At 38.4% G+C, this 15,473-nt stretch carries 14 protein-coding genes; 10 read left to right on the forward strand and 4 right to left on the reverse strand.

What is annotated here, in order from left to right; genetic code table 11:
- The first annotated feature begins 15 nt into the window (after positions 1 to 15).
- The 6 genes from OVA16_RS12920 to OVA16_RS12945 all read left to right on the forward strand — a co-directional run bounded on the left by OVA16_RS12920 (position 16) and on the right by OVA16_RS12945 (position 8,323).
- Positions 16 to 1,965: a hypothetical protein gene (locus OVA16_RS12920; RefSeq protein WP_267760007.1), complete on the forward strand. Its 1,950-nt coding sequence runs from the start codon at positions 16 to 18 to the stop codon at positions 1,963 to 1,965.
- Between the two features lie 11 nt (positions 1,966 to 1,976).
- Positions 1,977 to 4,514: a beta-N-acetylhexosaminidase gene (locus OVA16_RS12925; protein ID WP_267760009.1), complete on the forward strand. Its 2,538-nt coding sequence runs from the start codon at positions 1,977 to 1,979 to the stop codon at positions 4,512 to 4,514.
- A gap of 4 nt (positions 4,515 to 4,518) precedes the next feature.
- Positions 4,519 to 5,436, forward strand: a complete 918-nt coding sequence (locus tag OVA16_RS12930) for a Gfo/Idh/MocA family protein (protein ID WP_267760011.1) — start codon at positions 4,519 to 4,521, stop codon at positions 5,434 to 5,436.
- Between the two features lie 201 nt (positions 5,437 to 5,637).
- Positions 5,638 to 7,029, forward strand: coding sequence for a T9SS type A sorting domain-containing protein (locus tag OVA16_RS12935; protein WP_267760014.1), 1,392 nt, complete (start codon positions 5,638 to 5,640; stop codon positions 7,027 to 7,029).
- A gap of 303 nt (positions 7,030 to 7,332) precedes the next feature.
- Positions 7,333 to 7,737: an EVE domain-containing protein gene (locus OVA16_RS12940; protein ID WP_267760016.1), complete on the forward strand. Its 405-nt coding sequence runs from the start codon at positions 7,333 to 7,335 to the stop codon at positions 7,735 to 7,737.
- Positions 7,738 to 7,798: 61 nt separating this feature from the next.
- The gene (locus tag OVA16_RS12945; RefSeq protein WP_267760018.1) at positions 7,799 to 8,323 is read left to right on the forward strand and encodes a hypothetical protein; all 525 of its coding nucleotides are present in this window, start codon (positions 7,799 to 7,801) and stop codon (positions 8,321 to 8,323) included.
- On the opposite strand, the gene OVA16_RS12950 is transcribed toward OVA16_RS12945, so the two are convergent.
- Entirely contained in the window at positions 8,320 to 9,513 is a 1,194-nt protein-coding gene (locus OVA16_RS12950) for a sodium:proton antiporter (RefSeq protein ID WP_267760019.1), read from the reverse strand. The two genes, OVA16_RS12945 and OVA16_RS12950, sit on opposite strands and share 4 nt — an antisense overlap.
- Positions 9,514 to 9,524: 11 nt before the next feature.
- Positions 9,525 to 10,055 (reverse strand): acyl-CoA thioesterase, encoded by a 531-nt coding sequence (locus OVA16_RS12955; RefSeq protein ID WP_267765394.1) that lies wholly within the window; start codon positions 10,053 to 10,055, stop codon positions 9,525 to 9,527.
- 262 nt (positions 10,056 to 10,317) lie between these two features.
- Here OVA16_RS12955 and OVA16_RS12960 point away from each other — a divergent pair, with 262 nt between their 5' ends.
- From OVA16_RS12960 to OVA16_RS12975, 4 genes are read left to right on the forward strand one after another with little or no spacing between them, the layout of a single operon-like run.
- Complete coding sequence (locus OVA16_RS12960) at positions 10,318 to 10,860, forward strand: hypothetical protein (protein ID WP_267760021.1); 543 nt, start codon at positions 10,318 to 10,320, stop codon at positions 10,858 to 10,860.
- A gap of 2 nt (positions 10,861 to 10,862) precedes the next feature.
- Complete coding sequence (locus tag OVA16_RS12965; RefSeq protein ID WP_267760023.1) at positions 10,863 to 11,843, forward strand: phosphodiester glycosidase family protein; 981 nt, start codon at positions 10,863 to 10,865, stop codon at positions 11,841 to 11,843.
- A gap of 2 nt (positions 11,844 to 11,845) precedes the next feature.
- Complete coding sequence (locus OVA16_RS12970) at positions 11,846 to 12,625, forward strand: hypothetical protein (RefSeq protein WP_267760025.1); 780 nt, start codon at positions 11,846 to 11,848, stop codon at positions 12,623 to 12,625.
- 59 nt (positions 12,626 to 12,684) lie between these two features.
- Positions 12,685 to 13,527 carry a hypothetical protein gene (locus tag OVA16_RS12975; RefSeq protein WP_267760027.1) on the forward strand — a complete coding sequence of 281 codons (843 nt, stop codon included), beginning with the start codon at positions 12,685 to 12,687 and terminating at the stop codon, positions 13,525 to 13,527.
- Here the strand turns inward: OVA16_RS12975 and OVA16_RS12980 are convergent.
- Both OVA16_RS12980 and OVA16_RS12985 read right to left on the reverse strand, forming a co-directional pair.
- Positions 13,524 to 14,048, reverse strand: a complete 525-nt coding sequence (locus tag OVA16_RS12980; protein ID WP_267760029.1) for a YfiT family bacillithiol transferase — start codon at positions 14,046 to 14,048, stop codon at positions 13,524 to 13,526. The genes OVA16_RS12975 and OVA16_RS12980 overlap by 4 nt on opposite strands.
- Positions 14,049 to 14,055: 7 nt before the next feature.
- Positions 14,056 to 15,312: a DUF5103 domain-containing protein gene (locus tag OVA16_RS12985; RefSeq protein WP_267760031.1), complete on the reverse strand. Its 1,257-nt coding sequence runs from the start codon at positions 15,310 to 15,312 to the stop codon at positions 14,056 to 14,058.
- Positions 15,313 to 15,473: the final 161 nt, after the last annotated feature.

Below are 15,473 nucleotides of genomic sequence, written 5' to 3' on the forward strand. Positions count from 1 at the left end.
AAGGAGGACTTTAAGATGAAGCTATTGAAATTGTTTTTCTTGCTATTCGCTTTTGCTTTTGTAAACAAGGCTACAGCGCAGCAAGATAAATTTGTAAACCATGGTCCGCAGTTAACGGCTACCATGATACAGGGCAGTATTTTTGCAAAAGATGCCAAAGGGAATTTATTACTTTATACCGTAGTGCGTGGCGAACCTGCTCATTTACTGGCTTTCAATGTAAAAACCAAAGCTTTGGTGCTTGATGTTCCTTTGCCAAAATCTGATGGTGCTTGGGATCTGGCACAGTCTACCGATGGAATGTTGTACGTTCCGGGTGCTGGCGGGAAACTATTTAGCCATAAGCCAGGCACAAAAACCATTACCGATTTGGGTAATGCTTTGCCTAACGAAACCTATTTGTGGAATTTAACGGCTGGTAAAAATGGCGAAGTTTTCGGTGCTACTTACCCTGGTTGTAGGGTGTTCAGGTATCATCCAAAAGATGGGTTTACCGATTTGGCCAATGGCCCTTTGGTTGCTGGCGAAAATTATGTGCGTAGTCTTGCTTTCGATGCCAAACGTAATGTACTTTATGCTGGCGTAGGTTCTCATGCGCATCTCATCGCTATTAATTTAACTACTAAAGAGAAAAAGGAGATATTGCCAGCTAAATATCAAGACAGGGAATTTGTTTACGGTTTAGAAATTGTAAAAGGCACCGATGGCCAAGACAGGTTATTGGCGCTGCTTACTGCGGGTCAAACTACTTTGGTGTACAACCTTGCAACACAAAAAGTAGAGCAAGAAGTTGTCGATATGGACATGAAGGCAGTAGGCACAGATGTGAAGAAATCGTTGCTATACTATACCTCAAAAGGTAATTTAAAACGTGTTGATGCAAGCAAAAATTTCAATACAGCAACTACTTTAGCCACAAATCTTGCTGCGGCAACGGCATTTTATAACGATAACGCAGGTAATATTTACGTGTTAAACGTGAAAGGCAATTTGCTGCATTATCAAACATCAAATAAAAAAATACAAAGTACGGCGTTAAAAATTCCGGCGCAGCCGATACCAATTAATGCCATTATGTACGGCCCTGATAAAAAAGTATGGACTGGTGGCTACTTAGCAGGTGGACATGCTACATTTGACCCTGCAACTAATAAAAACACCAAATATGCAGGCTTAGACCAAACCGAAGGAATGGCTTTTATGGGTAATAAAATCTATTATGGCATTTATCCCAAAGGTAAATTTTATACTTATGAGGTATCGCAACCTTGGAACATTGCTAAAAACAATCCCGAACTTATTTTTGAAGAAAAAGACCAAAGCCGTTCGTTTGCAGTACATCCTTTGCCAGAGTTGCAGAAGGTTTATTTTGGTACCGTACCAGAATATGGCAAATTGGGCGGTGTGTTAGCCATGTACGATGAGGCTAACAAAAAACACACTTCTTTTGGAGAGGTGTTGGCAAAGCAATCGGTGGTAAGTTTGGCCAGTAAAGGCGATGTGTTGATATTGGGTGGATCTATTTCTGGTGGTTTGGGTGTAAAGCCAACACTTAAAGAAGCAGAGCTGATGTTTTGGGATCTAAAGACCAACCAATCCATAACTAAATTGGTGCCAGTAAGCGGTGCGGCTGCCATCACTTGCCTGATCAACGGTCCCGATGGAAATATTTGGGGTATTGCCGATGGACATTTATTCATTTTAGATGTGGCACAACAAAAAGTACTGTCTGTACAAAAATTGTACGATTATCCTCCGTTTGGTAGCCACATTTGGCGCAGTGCTTTTCTGGCTATTCATCCCTCTGGAGATATTTATGGAACGGATAATGGAAAACTTTTTAAAATAAACCCTTCTACTAAAAAAGTTGTATTTTTAGCGGAAAACGCAGGTTTGATGGTGATGGATCCAAGTGGAAAAATCTATTTTAAACGTGGTACGGAACTATGGTCTTATACGCCGTAATTTAGATTGATATGAAAAGATTATTTTTAATGCTGTTGATAACCGTTACAGCATCGTGTTTTGCAAATGCTCAGCAAACGCAATTACTACAAAAAATTAGCGTCGAATGGCAGCTACAGCAAAACGATTACCCACAAAAAGGGCAATTTACGGCCGCGTTCGTTTTTAAAAACAACAGTAATGGCACTGTAAATTTGCAAGATTGGGAATTATTCTTTTCGTACCCAAGAGAAATTATGTCGATTACTACGGCAAATGCAAATGCCAAAGCACATGGTGGTGAGTTTAGGCAATTGAATTTCATTAACGGTAAAGCAACACTTGCTGCGGGTAAAAGTTTAACGGTAAGTTATGTGGCCAAAGGTAAATCTATGAACCTTACCGATGCGCCAAGTGGCTTATATTGGGTGGCGAAAAATAATGCGCAAACTATCGTTAACATCACAGATTTAAAAATCAATTTAGGCGAAAAGCACGAGCAAACGTTAATGAAGCAAGTAGCAGCATCGGCTTTTGCTAAAAATGCGAGTGTATCGGCTTTGCCAGCTAACCAAGTAGTTAAAATATTACCAAAACCAGTAAGTTATAAAGAAAATGCAGGTACGTTCAATTTATCTGCTGTCACAAAATTAGTTTTTGATTCAGTTTTTGCTCAAGAAGCAGCGTTATTTAACCAAGAGTTAAAAGCGCTGCTGGGCAAAACAGTAACCGAAGCTACTTCAGCACAAAGTAATTATATCCAGTTAAAGTTAGTGCGAGGCCTAGCCACAGAACATTACCAGCTCTCGGTAAGCAAAGATAGGGTACTGATTTCAGCTTCTTCTGCTTCGGGAATTTTCTACGGCTTGCAGTCGCTAAAAATGCTGATGCCGCCAACAACTTGGGCAAAAAAGCAGCAGCAAATTAGTATCCAAACAGCAGAAGTTGAAGATGCACCAAGGTTTGCTTATCGCTCGTTTATGTTAGATGTAGCTAGGAATTTTCAAAGCAAAGCTGAAATCTTAAAGCTCTTAGATCTTTTGGCGCTCTATAAAATCAACACCTTTCATTTTCATTTAAATGATGATGAAGGTTGGAGAATAGAGATTAAAGATTTGCCAGAACTTACTCAAGTAGGCGGAAGAAGAGGACATACCTTAAACGATGCAGATAACCTCAAACCTGCCTACGGTTCTGGACCAGATGTGGCAAAAGCACCTGGCAGCGGTTATTATACGCAGCAAGATTTTATCGAGATTTTGAAGTATGCCAAGCAGCGCCACATCACGGTAATTCCAGAATTGGAAACTCCTGGACATGCCAGAGCGGCCATTAAAGCAATGGATAACAGATACCGTAGCTTAATGAGCCAAGGTAAGCCCGATGCAGCTCGCCAATATTTACTGCGTGATACGCTAGATCAATCGGTTTACCGCTCTGTACAGGGTTTTAACGATAATGTAATGAATATCGCTTTACCATCAACTTATAATTTTATCAGTAAAGTAGTAGACGAAATGGCTGAAATGTACCGTTTGGCTGGTGCTACGTTAAAAACTGTGCATTTAGGGGGCGATGAAGTACCGAAGGGGGTTTGGGAAAAATCGCCTGCTATTGCCAAATTGATGCAGCAAGAAAAGATTGCTACTTACGATGATCTTTGGTACTATTACATCGGCAAGGCTAGCAAGTTGTTAAAAGCTAAAAACTTGCAGATGGCAGGTTGGGAAGAAATCGCCATGCGAAAAGTGAACACGGCAGATGGCAAATCAACCTACATTGCTAATCCAGATTTTGTGAACGAAAACTTCCAGGTTTATGTGTGGAACAACGTTTGGGGCGGTGGTAACGATGATCTTTCTTACCGTTTGGCCAATGCAGGTTACAACGTTGTATTATCGGCAGTAACTAATTATTACTTCGATTTGGCTTACAACCAAAGTGCAAACGAGCCTGGCCTTTATTGGGGCGGCTATGTAGATACAGACAAGGCCTTTTATTTCTCTCCATTTGATTATTACAAAACCGCCACCGAAGATGCCAGTGGAAAAGCACTAACTAAAGGTGTTTTTAATGGGAAAGAAAGATTAACCGAAAAAGGTAAACAGCATATTGTGGGCATACAGAGCCAACTTTGGTCTGAAAAGGTAGTCGGAGCAGCTGCCATGGAATATATATTGCTGCCAAAATTGCTAGGCTATGCAGAGCGAGCTTGGACAGCAGAACCTGCATGGTCTACAGAAACGGATAGTGTTAAATCGTGGTCGTACTATGTAAAAGATTGGAATCAATTTGCTAATTTGTTGGGGCAAAGAGAATTACCACGACTTCTTTATTATGCTGATGGTTTTAAATTTCGTGTACCACCTCCGGGAGTTGTTGTAAAAGATGGTAAAGTGAGTGCAAACGTGCAATTTCCAGGTTTAATTGTTAAATATACCACAAATGGTAGCGAACCTACCTTGCGAAGTAAAACCTACACAGCGCCAGTACAACAACCTTTAGAAATAAAATTGAAAGTTTTTGTGGGAGAATTGGGTAGCAAAACAGTTTCTATAAAAAGGCAATAATACTTTGAAGTTAAATCGGAGAAATTTTATACATACCATTACCTTGGCAAGCGCAGCTATTGCATTGCCAAGGTTTGCTTTTGGCCAACAACCTGTACAAAAACGTGTAGGAATTATCGGTTTAGATACCAGCCATAGCTTAGCATTTACCAAACTATTAAACGCCGAAAACCCAGACCCATTGCTAGCTGGCTATCGGGTAGTGGCCGCCTATCCTTATGGCAGCAAAGATTTAGCATTAAGCAAAGAACGCATTCCTAAGCAAATTGTAGAAATACAGCAATTTGGCGTTAAAATATCCGCCAGTATAGCCCAATTATTAACTGAAGTAGATGTAGTATTGTTAGAAACAAACGACGGGCGCTTACATTTATCGCAAGCTTTAGAAGTAATTAAAGCTGGCAAGCCACTGTTTATCGATAAGCCTTTGGCCGCATCCTTAAAAGATGCAAAGGCGATATTTGAGGCAGCAACAAAGCACAATGTTCCTGTTTTTTCGGGTTCTTCGCTTCGTTTTATGGAAAATGTAGTGGCCGTACGTTCGGGCAAACACGGGCAGGTTTTAGGGGCAGATACTTTTAGTCCGGCCACGATAGAGCCAACACATCCTGATTTGTTTTGGTATGGAATACATGGAGTAGAAACCTTGTTTGCCGTAATGGGGCCAGATTGTGTATCGGTTAGCCGAATGTATACCGATGGTACTGATTTGGTGGTAGGTAAATGGAAAGATGGCCGTGTGGGTACGTTTAGAGGTACAAGAACGGGTAAAGCCGATTTTGGTGGCACTTGTTTTACAGAAAGCGGAACTTTTCAATTAGGGCCTTATTTAGGTTATCAACCTTTGCTAGTAGAAATCATTAAGTTTTTTAATACTAAGATAGCACCGGCGAAAGTGCTAGGGAAACCTTGTCGATTTTAGCGTTTATGGAAGCAGCAGACGAAAGTAAACGTAGGCGAGGAAAGACAATTAAACTCAAACCAATCTATTAATTTGTTTTAATTAAATGCATTAACAAGATTTTAGTTTTCGGTTTTACTCAAAAAAGTTGTAAGACTGTAGTTAAAATTCGTATATAATTAACTAAAATTCAAATCATAACTCAAATTAACATTTCAAAACATGAAAAAATTTTTATCTTTTTTAGCGCTTTTATTTGTTGGCTTTATGCCAATTGCCATACAAGCACAAACAGTTAGTACCTTTGTTAGTAGTGGTTTAAATAAACCTGCTGGTTTAGCTACAGATGCTGCTGGAAATATCTACGTTGCAGATGAACAAGGCAACCAAGTTTTAAAATATACGCCGTTGGGCGTGAAAACGGTAGTTGCAAGCCCTGTTGGTGGCTATCAACTACCAAATGGGGTAGCTGTTGATGCCGACAATAATATTTATGTTTCTACTAATCATTTCGACCAGCATACGGTTTTTAAAGTTACACCTGCAAATGTGGTAACTGAGGTGGAGCCTGGGCTTATTTCTGGACCTGTAGGCGTGGCTGTTGACGGAGATAATAACTTATACGTAGCTGATTTCAATGTAAATACAGTGCGTAAAATAACTCCTGCCGGTGTAGCAAGTGTATTTACCACTCAAGTAGAATTTCCGGTTGCCTTAACGGTTGATGGTAGCGGAAATGTTTATGTTATAGGTGGAAATGACAGCGAAGTTCACAAGTTTAATGCTGCAGGAACATTGCTCACTTCTTTTAACGGTTTCAATTACCCATCTGGAATAGCTGTTGATGCCAGCGACAATGTGTTTGTAGCTGATACTTATGGACATAGAATAGCTAAAATAACACCTGCGGGCGTGGTAACTAATTACGCTGGCTCAGAAGGGATAGCCGACCATGTAGATGGACCTTTAGCAGACGCTTATTTTACCGAACCTTTCGGCATTGCTATTGATGCTAACGATCAAATCTATATCTCAGAATTTTCGCCCAACCAAATTCGTAAAATTACACCTGCCACTTTGCCTGTAACGCTAATTAGTTATACCGCCCAAGTAGAGGATAATTACACATTGCTAAAGTGGAGAACCGAAAGTGAGCAAAACAACAAGCAATTTATCATTTATCGCAGTGGCGATGATAAAGATTTTAAAGAGTTGAAAAGGATGGATGTAGTTTTAAATTCTAGCAATATAAAGAACTATAGTTATACTGATAAAACTCCTTTAAATGGCAATAATTATTATAAGTTAGTGCAGTTAGATGCAGATGGAAAAGTAAATGAACTAGGTGTAAGGGTTATCGCTTTTAATTTGAATACCGAAAGTGTAAAACTTTATCCTAATCCTACTGCCAATAAGGCCATTGTAACTTTTATGGCTAGTAAATATTTAACGGCCTCTATTAGCGATATCAACGGTAGGATACTTCAAACACAGAACTTAGCAGCCCAACAAACTGAAGTGGAGATAGATTTATCTTCATTTCCTAAAGGCCTGTACTTTGTAAAGCTTAGCGGTGCCAATGGTACTTTAACCTCTAAATTGGTAAAAAAATAAATACCACCTACTTGTTCAAATGTTTGTTAAACCATTTGAACAAGTTAACACCTTGCTTATTGCGAGGTGTTTTTTTTGTATCTGTAATAAGAGCTTTCAGCTTTCCACTTTCTTTTATTAGTTTTGAGGATTGGATAATAGGGCGATATTTCAAGGCTTTTGGGTTGTAAAAGTGAAAGATCATCCCCTTAAATACAGATAAGGCACTGTTTCGAGAACACCGAATTTTGTCGCCACATCTGTCGCCAACCTCAATTTTGAGGATAAAATATGTTCTAAAGCACCTTTAAACGAAGATAAAACATGAACCATTGGTTAGTCAAATCAGAACCTTTTAAATACAGCTGGGATAAATTTAATGAAGATGGTCGCACTTTTTGGGATGGTGTGCGTAATTACCAAGCACGTAACAACCTAAAAGCCATGAAAGAGGGAGATTTAGTGCTTTTTTATCACAGTAACGAGGGTAAACACGTTGTGGGCGTGGCCAAAGTGGTTAAAGAATTTTACCAAGATCCGACTACACCAGACCCTAATTGGGTGGTGGTAGACTTAGTTCCGGTAGAAACTTTGAAAAATCCAGTAACTTTAGAGCAGATTAAGGCAGAAGAGACTTTGAAAGATATTTCTTTGGTGCGCCAAGGCCGTTTATCGGTAATGCCGCTTAAAGCAACCGAGTTCGATAAGATCTTGGAAATGGGCAGCTAAAATCCAAATCTTGTGATTATAATGCTAAAAACTTCCTCAGTTTTTGTATAATTTCGTTGTTATGAAAGTCGTTGGCTTATTAATTTGCTTTTGGTGTATTTGCTTTTCTGCAAATTCGCAGGCAAGCAATACGGGCGATTACGAAGTGAAAGTATTTTCTTATACCTATAAAACCACAAAGGGACATTTAAAGAAAGTTACTCCAGAAGGTGTGGGTATTGAAGACTATAAAGGCAACTATTACATCTTTAGAACTAAAGATATCATTAAGATAAAGGTAAAACGTAGGGGCTTAGCATTTGGCCAATTTGTTAGTGGTGGTACTTTGGCTGGTTTGGGTGTTGGTGCGGCAATTTGGTCTTTAGATGAGCAGGGCGAAAATACTACAGAGATGGCAAAGCTTACCGCCGCACTTACGGTTGCGGGCGCTTTGGTAGGTACAGCGGCGGGCGGTGTAGCAGTAGTAGCGAATAAAAGAATGGCTTTACGTGTTAACGGCAATCAATCCTATTTCCTAGAAAACTACAAAAAGCTAGAAAAATATATAAATCATAGCCAAGCTACACAGCACGTAGCGAGCTACTAAATACTTTCTATTTTGGGCTCTTCTTTTTTACGGGTTAGCATTAAACCAATGCTCATTACCAAGCTAGAACCCAATACCACCATAAATAAAAAAGGCGTACCAATTTCAACCAGTTTTAGGTGCTGCGGTAGATTGTAGTAAAGCAATATGCTAATCAAACCCCGTGGCACCACAAATCCCTCTGGTAATAAATTTTCTTTTCTAAAGAAATACAGATAAGCAAACCTAATGAGGTAAATGCAGCCCAAAACAATTAATCCGTTGGCAATAATATTGAAATTGTTGAGCTGGTTAATGTTCATGGTAAACCCAAAAATCACGAAGAAAAAGGTTCTAATAATAAAGGCGGTTTCGGCCGATAGCTGATGAAGCTGCGTTAAGTCGTTCGATAGGTTCTTATAAAGAAATGTAGTTCTAAACCACACATGCTTAATGGTATCGGCATTGTTTAGGAAAAGGCCAAACGATAAAATAAGTACCAACGCAGATAAATGGAAAGACTGTCCAATGGCGTACACCATAATTAATATGGAGATAATTAGAAAGAACTTGATGTGATGTTTTAAACGCCCCATAAGGTAGAGCAACGTAATACAGGCAATTACCGAAAGCAACAAGATTAATAACGTATTGATAGCCAATTGCCCAAAAGAACCTACGGTTATGTTCCTGTTTGATACCGCAAAGTTAAACGCAATAATGCCCAATATGTCAGAAAATGAACTTTCGTAGATAATAAACTCTTTACTACGTTTATTGATACTTGCCACCGAAGGAATGGCTATGGCGGAGCTAATTACACTAAAAGGTATGGCGTTAACAAAACAGATGTAAAGCTCTTGTTGCGTAATTTGATGGATGATAAAGGTAATTATACCCACCGTGAAAATAAGAATAACCAGTGCAGATAAGAATGCTCCCTTAATTACATTGTTCTTGTCTTTTGCGTATTTAAGCTCTAAGGAACCCTCAAAAACAATTAAAATTAAGCCTACCGTACCCAAAGTAGGTAAAATCTGTAAAAAATTAAAAGTGTGGATCTGTAGCTTATCTACCAATAACCTTAGGCCAATACCCAATACCAACAAAAGTAAAACAGAAGGTAGTTTGGTTTTGCTGGCTACCAAATCAAATAGGTAAGAAAATATTACCAGCGCACTTAAAATAATGAGTACAGTATAGGTTGTCATGTTTATCCTTTCTAGGTAATGGTTTGTTTTTCAGCAAAGAGTGCTTTTAGCTCAATGGCATCATCAGGGTTCATTTTGCCTGCGAGCACCAATCGTAGCTGTCTGCGGCGCAAAGCACCTTCGTAAAGTTCAATTTCTGCTGCCGTTTCTGGCTTTAGCAGGGGCACAGGCCTGGTGCCAGTTTGGTCTACTGCCACAAAAGTATAGTAGGCTTCATTAGATTTTACCCGGGTGCCCGATGGAATGTTTTCGGCCCAAATGTCTAAACGTACCTCTACCGAAGTGTTAAAAGAACGGGTAACCTTGGCTTCGATAGTTACTACATCGCCAAGTTTGATGGGCTGTTTAAATGAAACATTATCTACCGATGCAGTAACTACAATACTATTGCAATGTTTTTGCGCAGATATAGCGGCAGCAATATCCATCCAATGCAGTAGGCGGCCACCCATTAAATTGTTTAACGTATTGGTGTCATTTGGTAAAACTAGCTCATTCATAACGGTAAACGAATGGCTAGGGTGTTTAGCATTTAAACTCATGCTTGCTAAAATAGGCAATTTAAGTGTTTTACCACTATAAATTTTTGCAAAGCTATGCTCGGTGTTTTACAACGTTGCTAGCTATTTGCCCGCAATTATTTAAAAAACCGTATGATGATGTTTAACGGTACATATATTATTTTTAATAAAAAATCATAAATACCTAATTTATATTAAAAATATTTTTTTAAAATTTATTATTATTAATTTATTTTAATAAGTTTATATTTAATTTTAATATTAACCAAAAACTATAAACTTTATGAGGAGATTTTTACTATTCACTTTTTTGGCAATTTGTGCGCTTAGCCAAGGTAAGGCGCAAGGTATTTTAGTTAATCGTTACTATAATAGTGGCCTTTCTGATGGTGTAAATGATGTGGTAGAACTGGTAGTATATACCGACAAACTCGATATTAGAAAATACATAATTAAGGATTATGGTAATGGAGGGAGTACATTAGATGAAACTGGTGCGAAATATCGTTTCAATAATATAAATTTGTGGAAGGGGTTGCGTTCTGGAACCACTATTGTAATACGTAAATTAAGTAATACTGAACTCGCAGCTTATACACCTGATATAGATGCCTCTGATTTCAAAATCAGTGTAGCTATTAATGATCCTGTATATTTTACTCTTATGAGTGAAACGCCTGTGAGAACTTGGAATTTAACTTTTCATGAGGCGGTTTCTATTAGAGCAGATACAGATGATGCCGCTTCTTTAAATGGTGCAAATAAAGCAGTGCATACTTTAGCTTATGGTGATTTGATGCTAAAGCCGTGTGGAATGGTATACTAGGTGTGAAAACACATAATTCTAGTTTTGCTTTAGCAAATGGTACTGTTGGTTTGGTTCATTTAACTAATCCTGCGCAGGCTACTTATAACACGCCGTTAGATGCTGATGCAAACTTAGTTTCGCTTCCGTTATATTGGCAAAAGCAACCAAATTTAATGACTAATTTTCCTCCCGGAATACAAGTTTTTAGAACTACTTCTCTTTATTCGACAAGAGAAATGAATGCTTATGCAGTAGTTTTTGATCCTAAACTGGTAGAGTTTAAACCGACTTACTCGGCTACGTTTAAAACCCCTGAGAATTTTGTGAATGCGGAAACAGGTACAGTTTTGGCCTGTATAAATGCCGGTTTTTTTTATACCACAGCATTAAGCCATATTCAGTATAATGGTACCACTTCTGCTAACAATGTTGCCTCGCTTGTTAGGTCTGGTAAAACTTATTATCCTACTAGAGGTACTTTTGGCTTATCTTCTATGATGATGCCAGACATTACTTGGACCTACAAAGTATCATCTAATGTGTATTCGTACGCCACACCATCTCCAAATAACGAAAATACCGAGCCACAGCCAATACCAACAGCTACAGGTGGTACACTATGGAATGTAGTAAGTGCAATAGGTGGTTCTCCTGTTTTAGTAAAAGGTGGACAGGTAAACGTAACTGCCGATGAAGAGTTGGCAAATTTAGACAATACTTCATTGCGAGGTAGAACAGCTATAGGTTACACCGCTGATGGTAAAATTATTTTGGTAGCGGTAGAGGGCGGCAACAATACAGTCACACCAAATGTACTGGGTTTAACATTAAATGAGTTAGCTAATTTAATGAAAGATATGGGCTGCGTGGCTGCACTAAATCTTGATGGTGGTGGTTCTACCACCTTACGCATCAATAATCAGTTAACGGTACGTCCTTCTGATAGTGGAAACGAGCGTACAATGCCAGGCGTAATTTTAATCAAAGCAAAAACTAACTAATCATGAAAATCAAATTATATATATTAGGCATATTATCATGCTATTTCTGTAATGTACAAGCACAAAAAGTAGACTCTATTAAGCTGCGTTTAGACGTTTTCGGTGCAAATGTTGCAGCTACTACCATGAGCGATGATGCTACGCCAGTAAGTATTACTACTTATGATAAAGTAAGTTGGGGCGATGGTTTTGGCGTAAATAACAGGGCTTTTATTCAAGCTTTAAGAAATGTAGTATTACCAATTACGTTGCATAAATTCAATGCTAAAAAAGATGCTGATGCGGTAAATGTAACTTGGTCAACTACCATGGAAAAAAATGCCTTACACTTCGAAGTGCTTCGCTCTACTGATGGTAAGAAGTTTGAACGTATTACTACCGTTGGCGCTAAAGGGAATTCTAATGAGTTATTAAATTACTCGTTTAGAGATACAAAGCCTGTAAACGGAACAAATTACTATCAGTTAAAAAGTGTAGATAGAGATGGTACTTTTACCACATCTATCGTTGTAGCAGTACAGTTTGATTTGAGTAAGACAGAGGTAACCATTATAGCAAACTCGGCCAACCAAACTATAAAAGTTAACGTGTACTCGCCAGTTAGCAAAGTTGCCAACTTCTCAATTGCCGATATCAACGGAAAAATTTTATTAAATGCTAAAAATGTATCTCTTCAAAAAGGAAACAATGCTTTGCAATATAACTTAAATGCAGCTCCGCAGTTATTAATTGGTTTGTTAAGTTCGGCTAACGATAAAAGTGCCTACAAGTTCTACTATTAGAGAACAAGTAACTACTAATGACCATTCGTAAATCAATTTTGCTTTTAACCTGTAGTTTGATGTTTTCTTGTTCAAAGAAAAACAGCAATTCAAACGCTACGCCAGTATTACCAAGTTCACAAAATTCATTTTATGTAGGCGAGGTAAAACCTGCGGCTACTAAAAGTTGCTTTGCAGGGGCGTATTATCGCAAGTTGGTTTCGAGTGTAGATACTTGGGGCGGTATTGGTGGGCGGGTAGTTTTGCCCACCATTGTTTTTGATCCAGCTAGGATTAATACGGCTAAACCTGCACAGTTTTTAGATAATCCTTCGGTGTACATGGGCGGTAATATGGGCAACCAGGAAACCGATATAGGCTTAACTTGGGAGGTAATTAGGGACGAAAACGGTGCGGTAACCGCTGATAGGAGAGCTTTTAGGCCATTTTTAAGAAGAACAGCCCACGCTGGAAGTGGTCAGGCTGCGCTGTACGAAAACGCACCGGCAGACGCTCGTTATTATTGGTATCCAGGAGAAGAAGTGTTGATGTCTGTTAAAATTATTGCTAACGGAGTTTTGAGACTTACCATTGAGGGAGCGGGAAAGAAATTTGAGAAAGATTTTGAAGCAGGTGGTTATACTTTTACAGGTAAAGGCGAATTTAAGCGTGTAAACGCCATAGACCAAGTTGCTAACGAAGGGAAACCCGTGCAGCCTACAAAAACCAAGGTTAATGGTGCCGATTGGAAATCTAGTTTTCTTTATCGTGTGGTAAACGGAACTTTGGTAGAAACACCATTTCACGATGGACGCTATACCGACATGAGATGCCCTAGCACTAATTATTTTTCTATTTTCTCAACCGTAGAAGATCGTGCTAAAGGTGGCGAAAAAATAGAAATTTACGGAGCTGGATATTAATTACTTTTAGCTATCAAAATATGTGCTAAATGATGGTTACAGTGCCACGCATAAATACCAATATTCTGTTTCAAGGAAATCAATTCGTTGTTTTCTGGATGGATGAACTGTTTTTCTAATTCTATTTCCGTAAGGTTTTCTAATAATTTAACCCATCTTTCGTGAATGCCAGTTAATATTTTGATGGAGCTCTCTATTGGCGTATGATAATCGGAAAGTTCTGCCCATAGGTTTTCGGCATAAGGCTTAATAGTTGGCTTATCTTCTGTTAATGCAAGTTTAAACCTAATTAAACTATTCATGTGGCTGTCTGCACAATGATGTATAATTTGCCTAATGGTCCAACCGTTTGGTCTGTATTGTTTCTCTAATTGTTCTTCGCTTAGTTCATTAGTTGCAGTGGCTATTCGGTTTGGAAAATCTTTAATTACTTCAATCCAGATTTTGATCTGTGTGGTAGTAATCATTTCTGGAGCTTTAAACTTTCCTATCGGGAACCTTAAACTTTCTAAATCACTCATTTTCGTATCATCTTTTTACGCTGTTGATATTCGTAAAACCAACTAAATCATCATATCTGGCACCAGGCCTGCGGTAGTAGGCAAAAATTTGATAGCTATTTTCTGTTTCGAAAAAAGAACCTTCAAAAACGGTATCGTTAAATTTCCCGTTTTCATCTACCCAAACATATTTAAAATCGTAAAGGCCTTGCTTTAATTTAATGTTGCCGTAATACCTACGTCTGGATGATTCGAAAGTAAGTTTGTTATCTTCCGTTAAGGCATAATTGTTAAACCTGCCAAAAACATACACATTTCCTTTTGGTGTAGGTGGGGGAGCGGCTAAGGTAAACAACATGTAAGCATAGTCGCTATCTGTCACATTATCGCGACCATCCGTATTTCTGATGAAGAAATTGCCATTTTCATCAAATTGGTTGCTATATCTGGTACTTCCGTTGGGTAAATCGATAGATAAAATCACGTTTTGTGTGCTGTCGCGATAAATATCGGCAACGTGTTCTGCTTTATATCTAAAACTACGGGTGTCAAATTTTCTAAACTCGTTGCCGCCAAAAAAATGATTGGTATTGATATCATTGTAAACCAAGGTGCCAGCTTTTACAAAAGAAGGTTTAGTGTTTACAATGGCTGTTTGCGGAATGAGATTTTGCATTACCACTGCTTTTACCTCTAAAAACGGGTTGTTAATTGGTGTTTGATGAAATAAACTAAAGTTGATTTTCTGTTTCGAATTTCTATCAGCAACTTCTGTAGCTGGTACCACCTCTGCACCAATATTGATGGTGTTGTTTAGTACATAAAAACGCTGCGTAATTACTACTTTGTTTGGGTCGTTATCCTCATAGATCTTTAAAATGTAATTGCCTCCAATTTTAACCCGCATTTGGTCGTTAGGGAAAATCATTTGGTAATGGGTAAACTTTACCAAGGTGTTAAACGAGTAGCGGTAGTTGAAAATAATGTCTTGCTGTACGCCTTCCAGATAGTCTAAAACGTTAATTTTTGATGATTTCCAATCCCAAGTGCAATGTTCTACAACGTAAGTGTAGTTTTTTTGTCCACCTCGTAAATCATCAAAACCAAAAGTTAATGTTTCAGCACTTTTTAGATTAATTACGGGAATAGACTGTTCTTTGCTAGTGTTGTAACATTCCACCGTTTTAATGTAATCTTTATAAGTCTTATTTTGATAATCGCCCTGAGCTTTAGCTGTAGATAGGTGTAGAAAAGAGAGTAGGCAAAGGATTAATCTGTATTTCATTGTATAAATATATTAAAACTTTTGCCACAGATGCACAGATTTGTTTTTCTAAAATGGTAATTACAATGTTGGCGGAGATGCAAATGTTGGCGATAGGTATTAGAGATCTCGGTTATTCATTGCGTCGGGCTTTAGCCCGATGTTTTGTGTAACGATAAAAT

Source organism: Pedobacter sp. SL55 (assembly GCF_026625705.1).
Classification (GTDB): domain Bacteria; phylum Bacteroidota; class Bacteroidia; order Sphingobacteriales; family Sphingobacteriaceae; genus Pedobacter.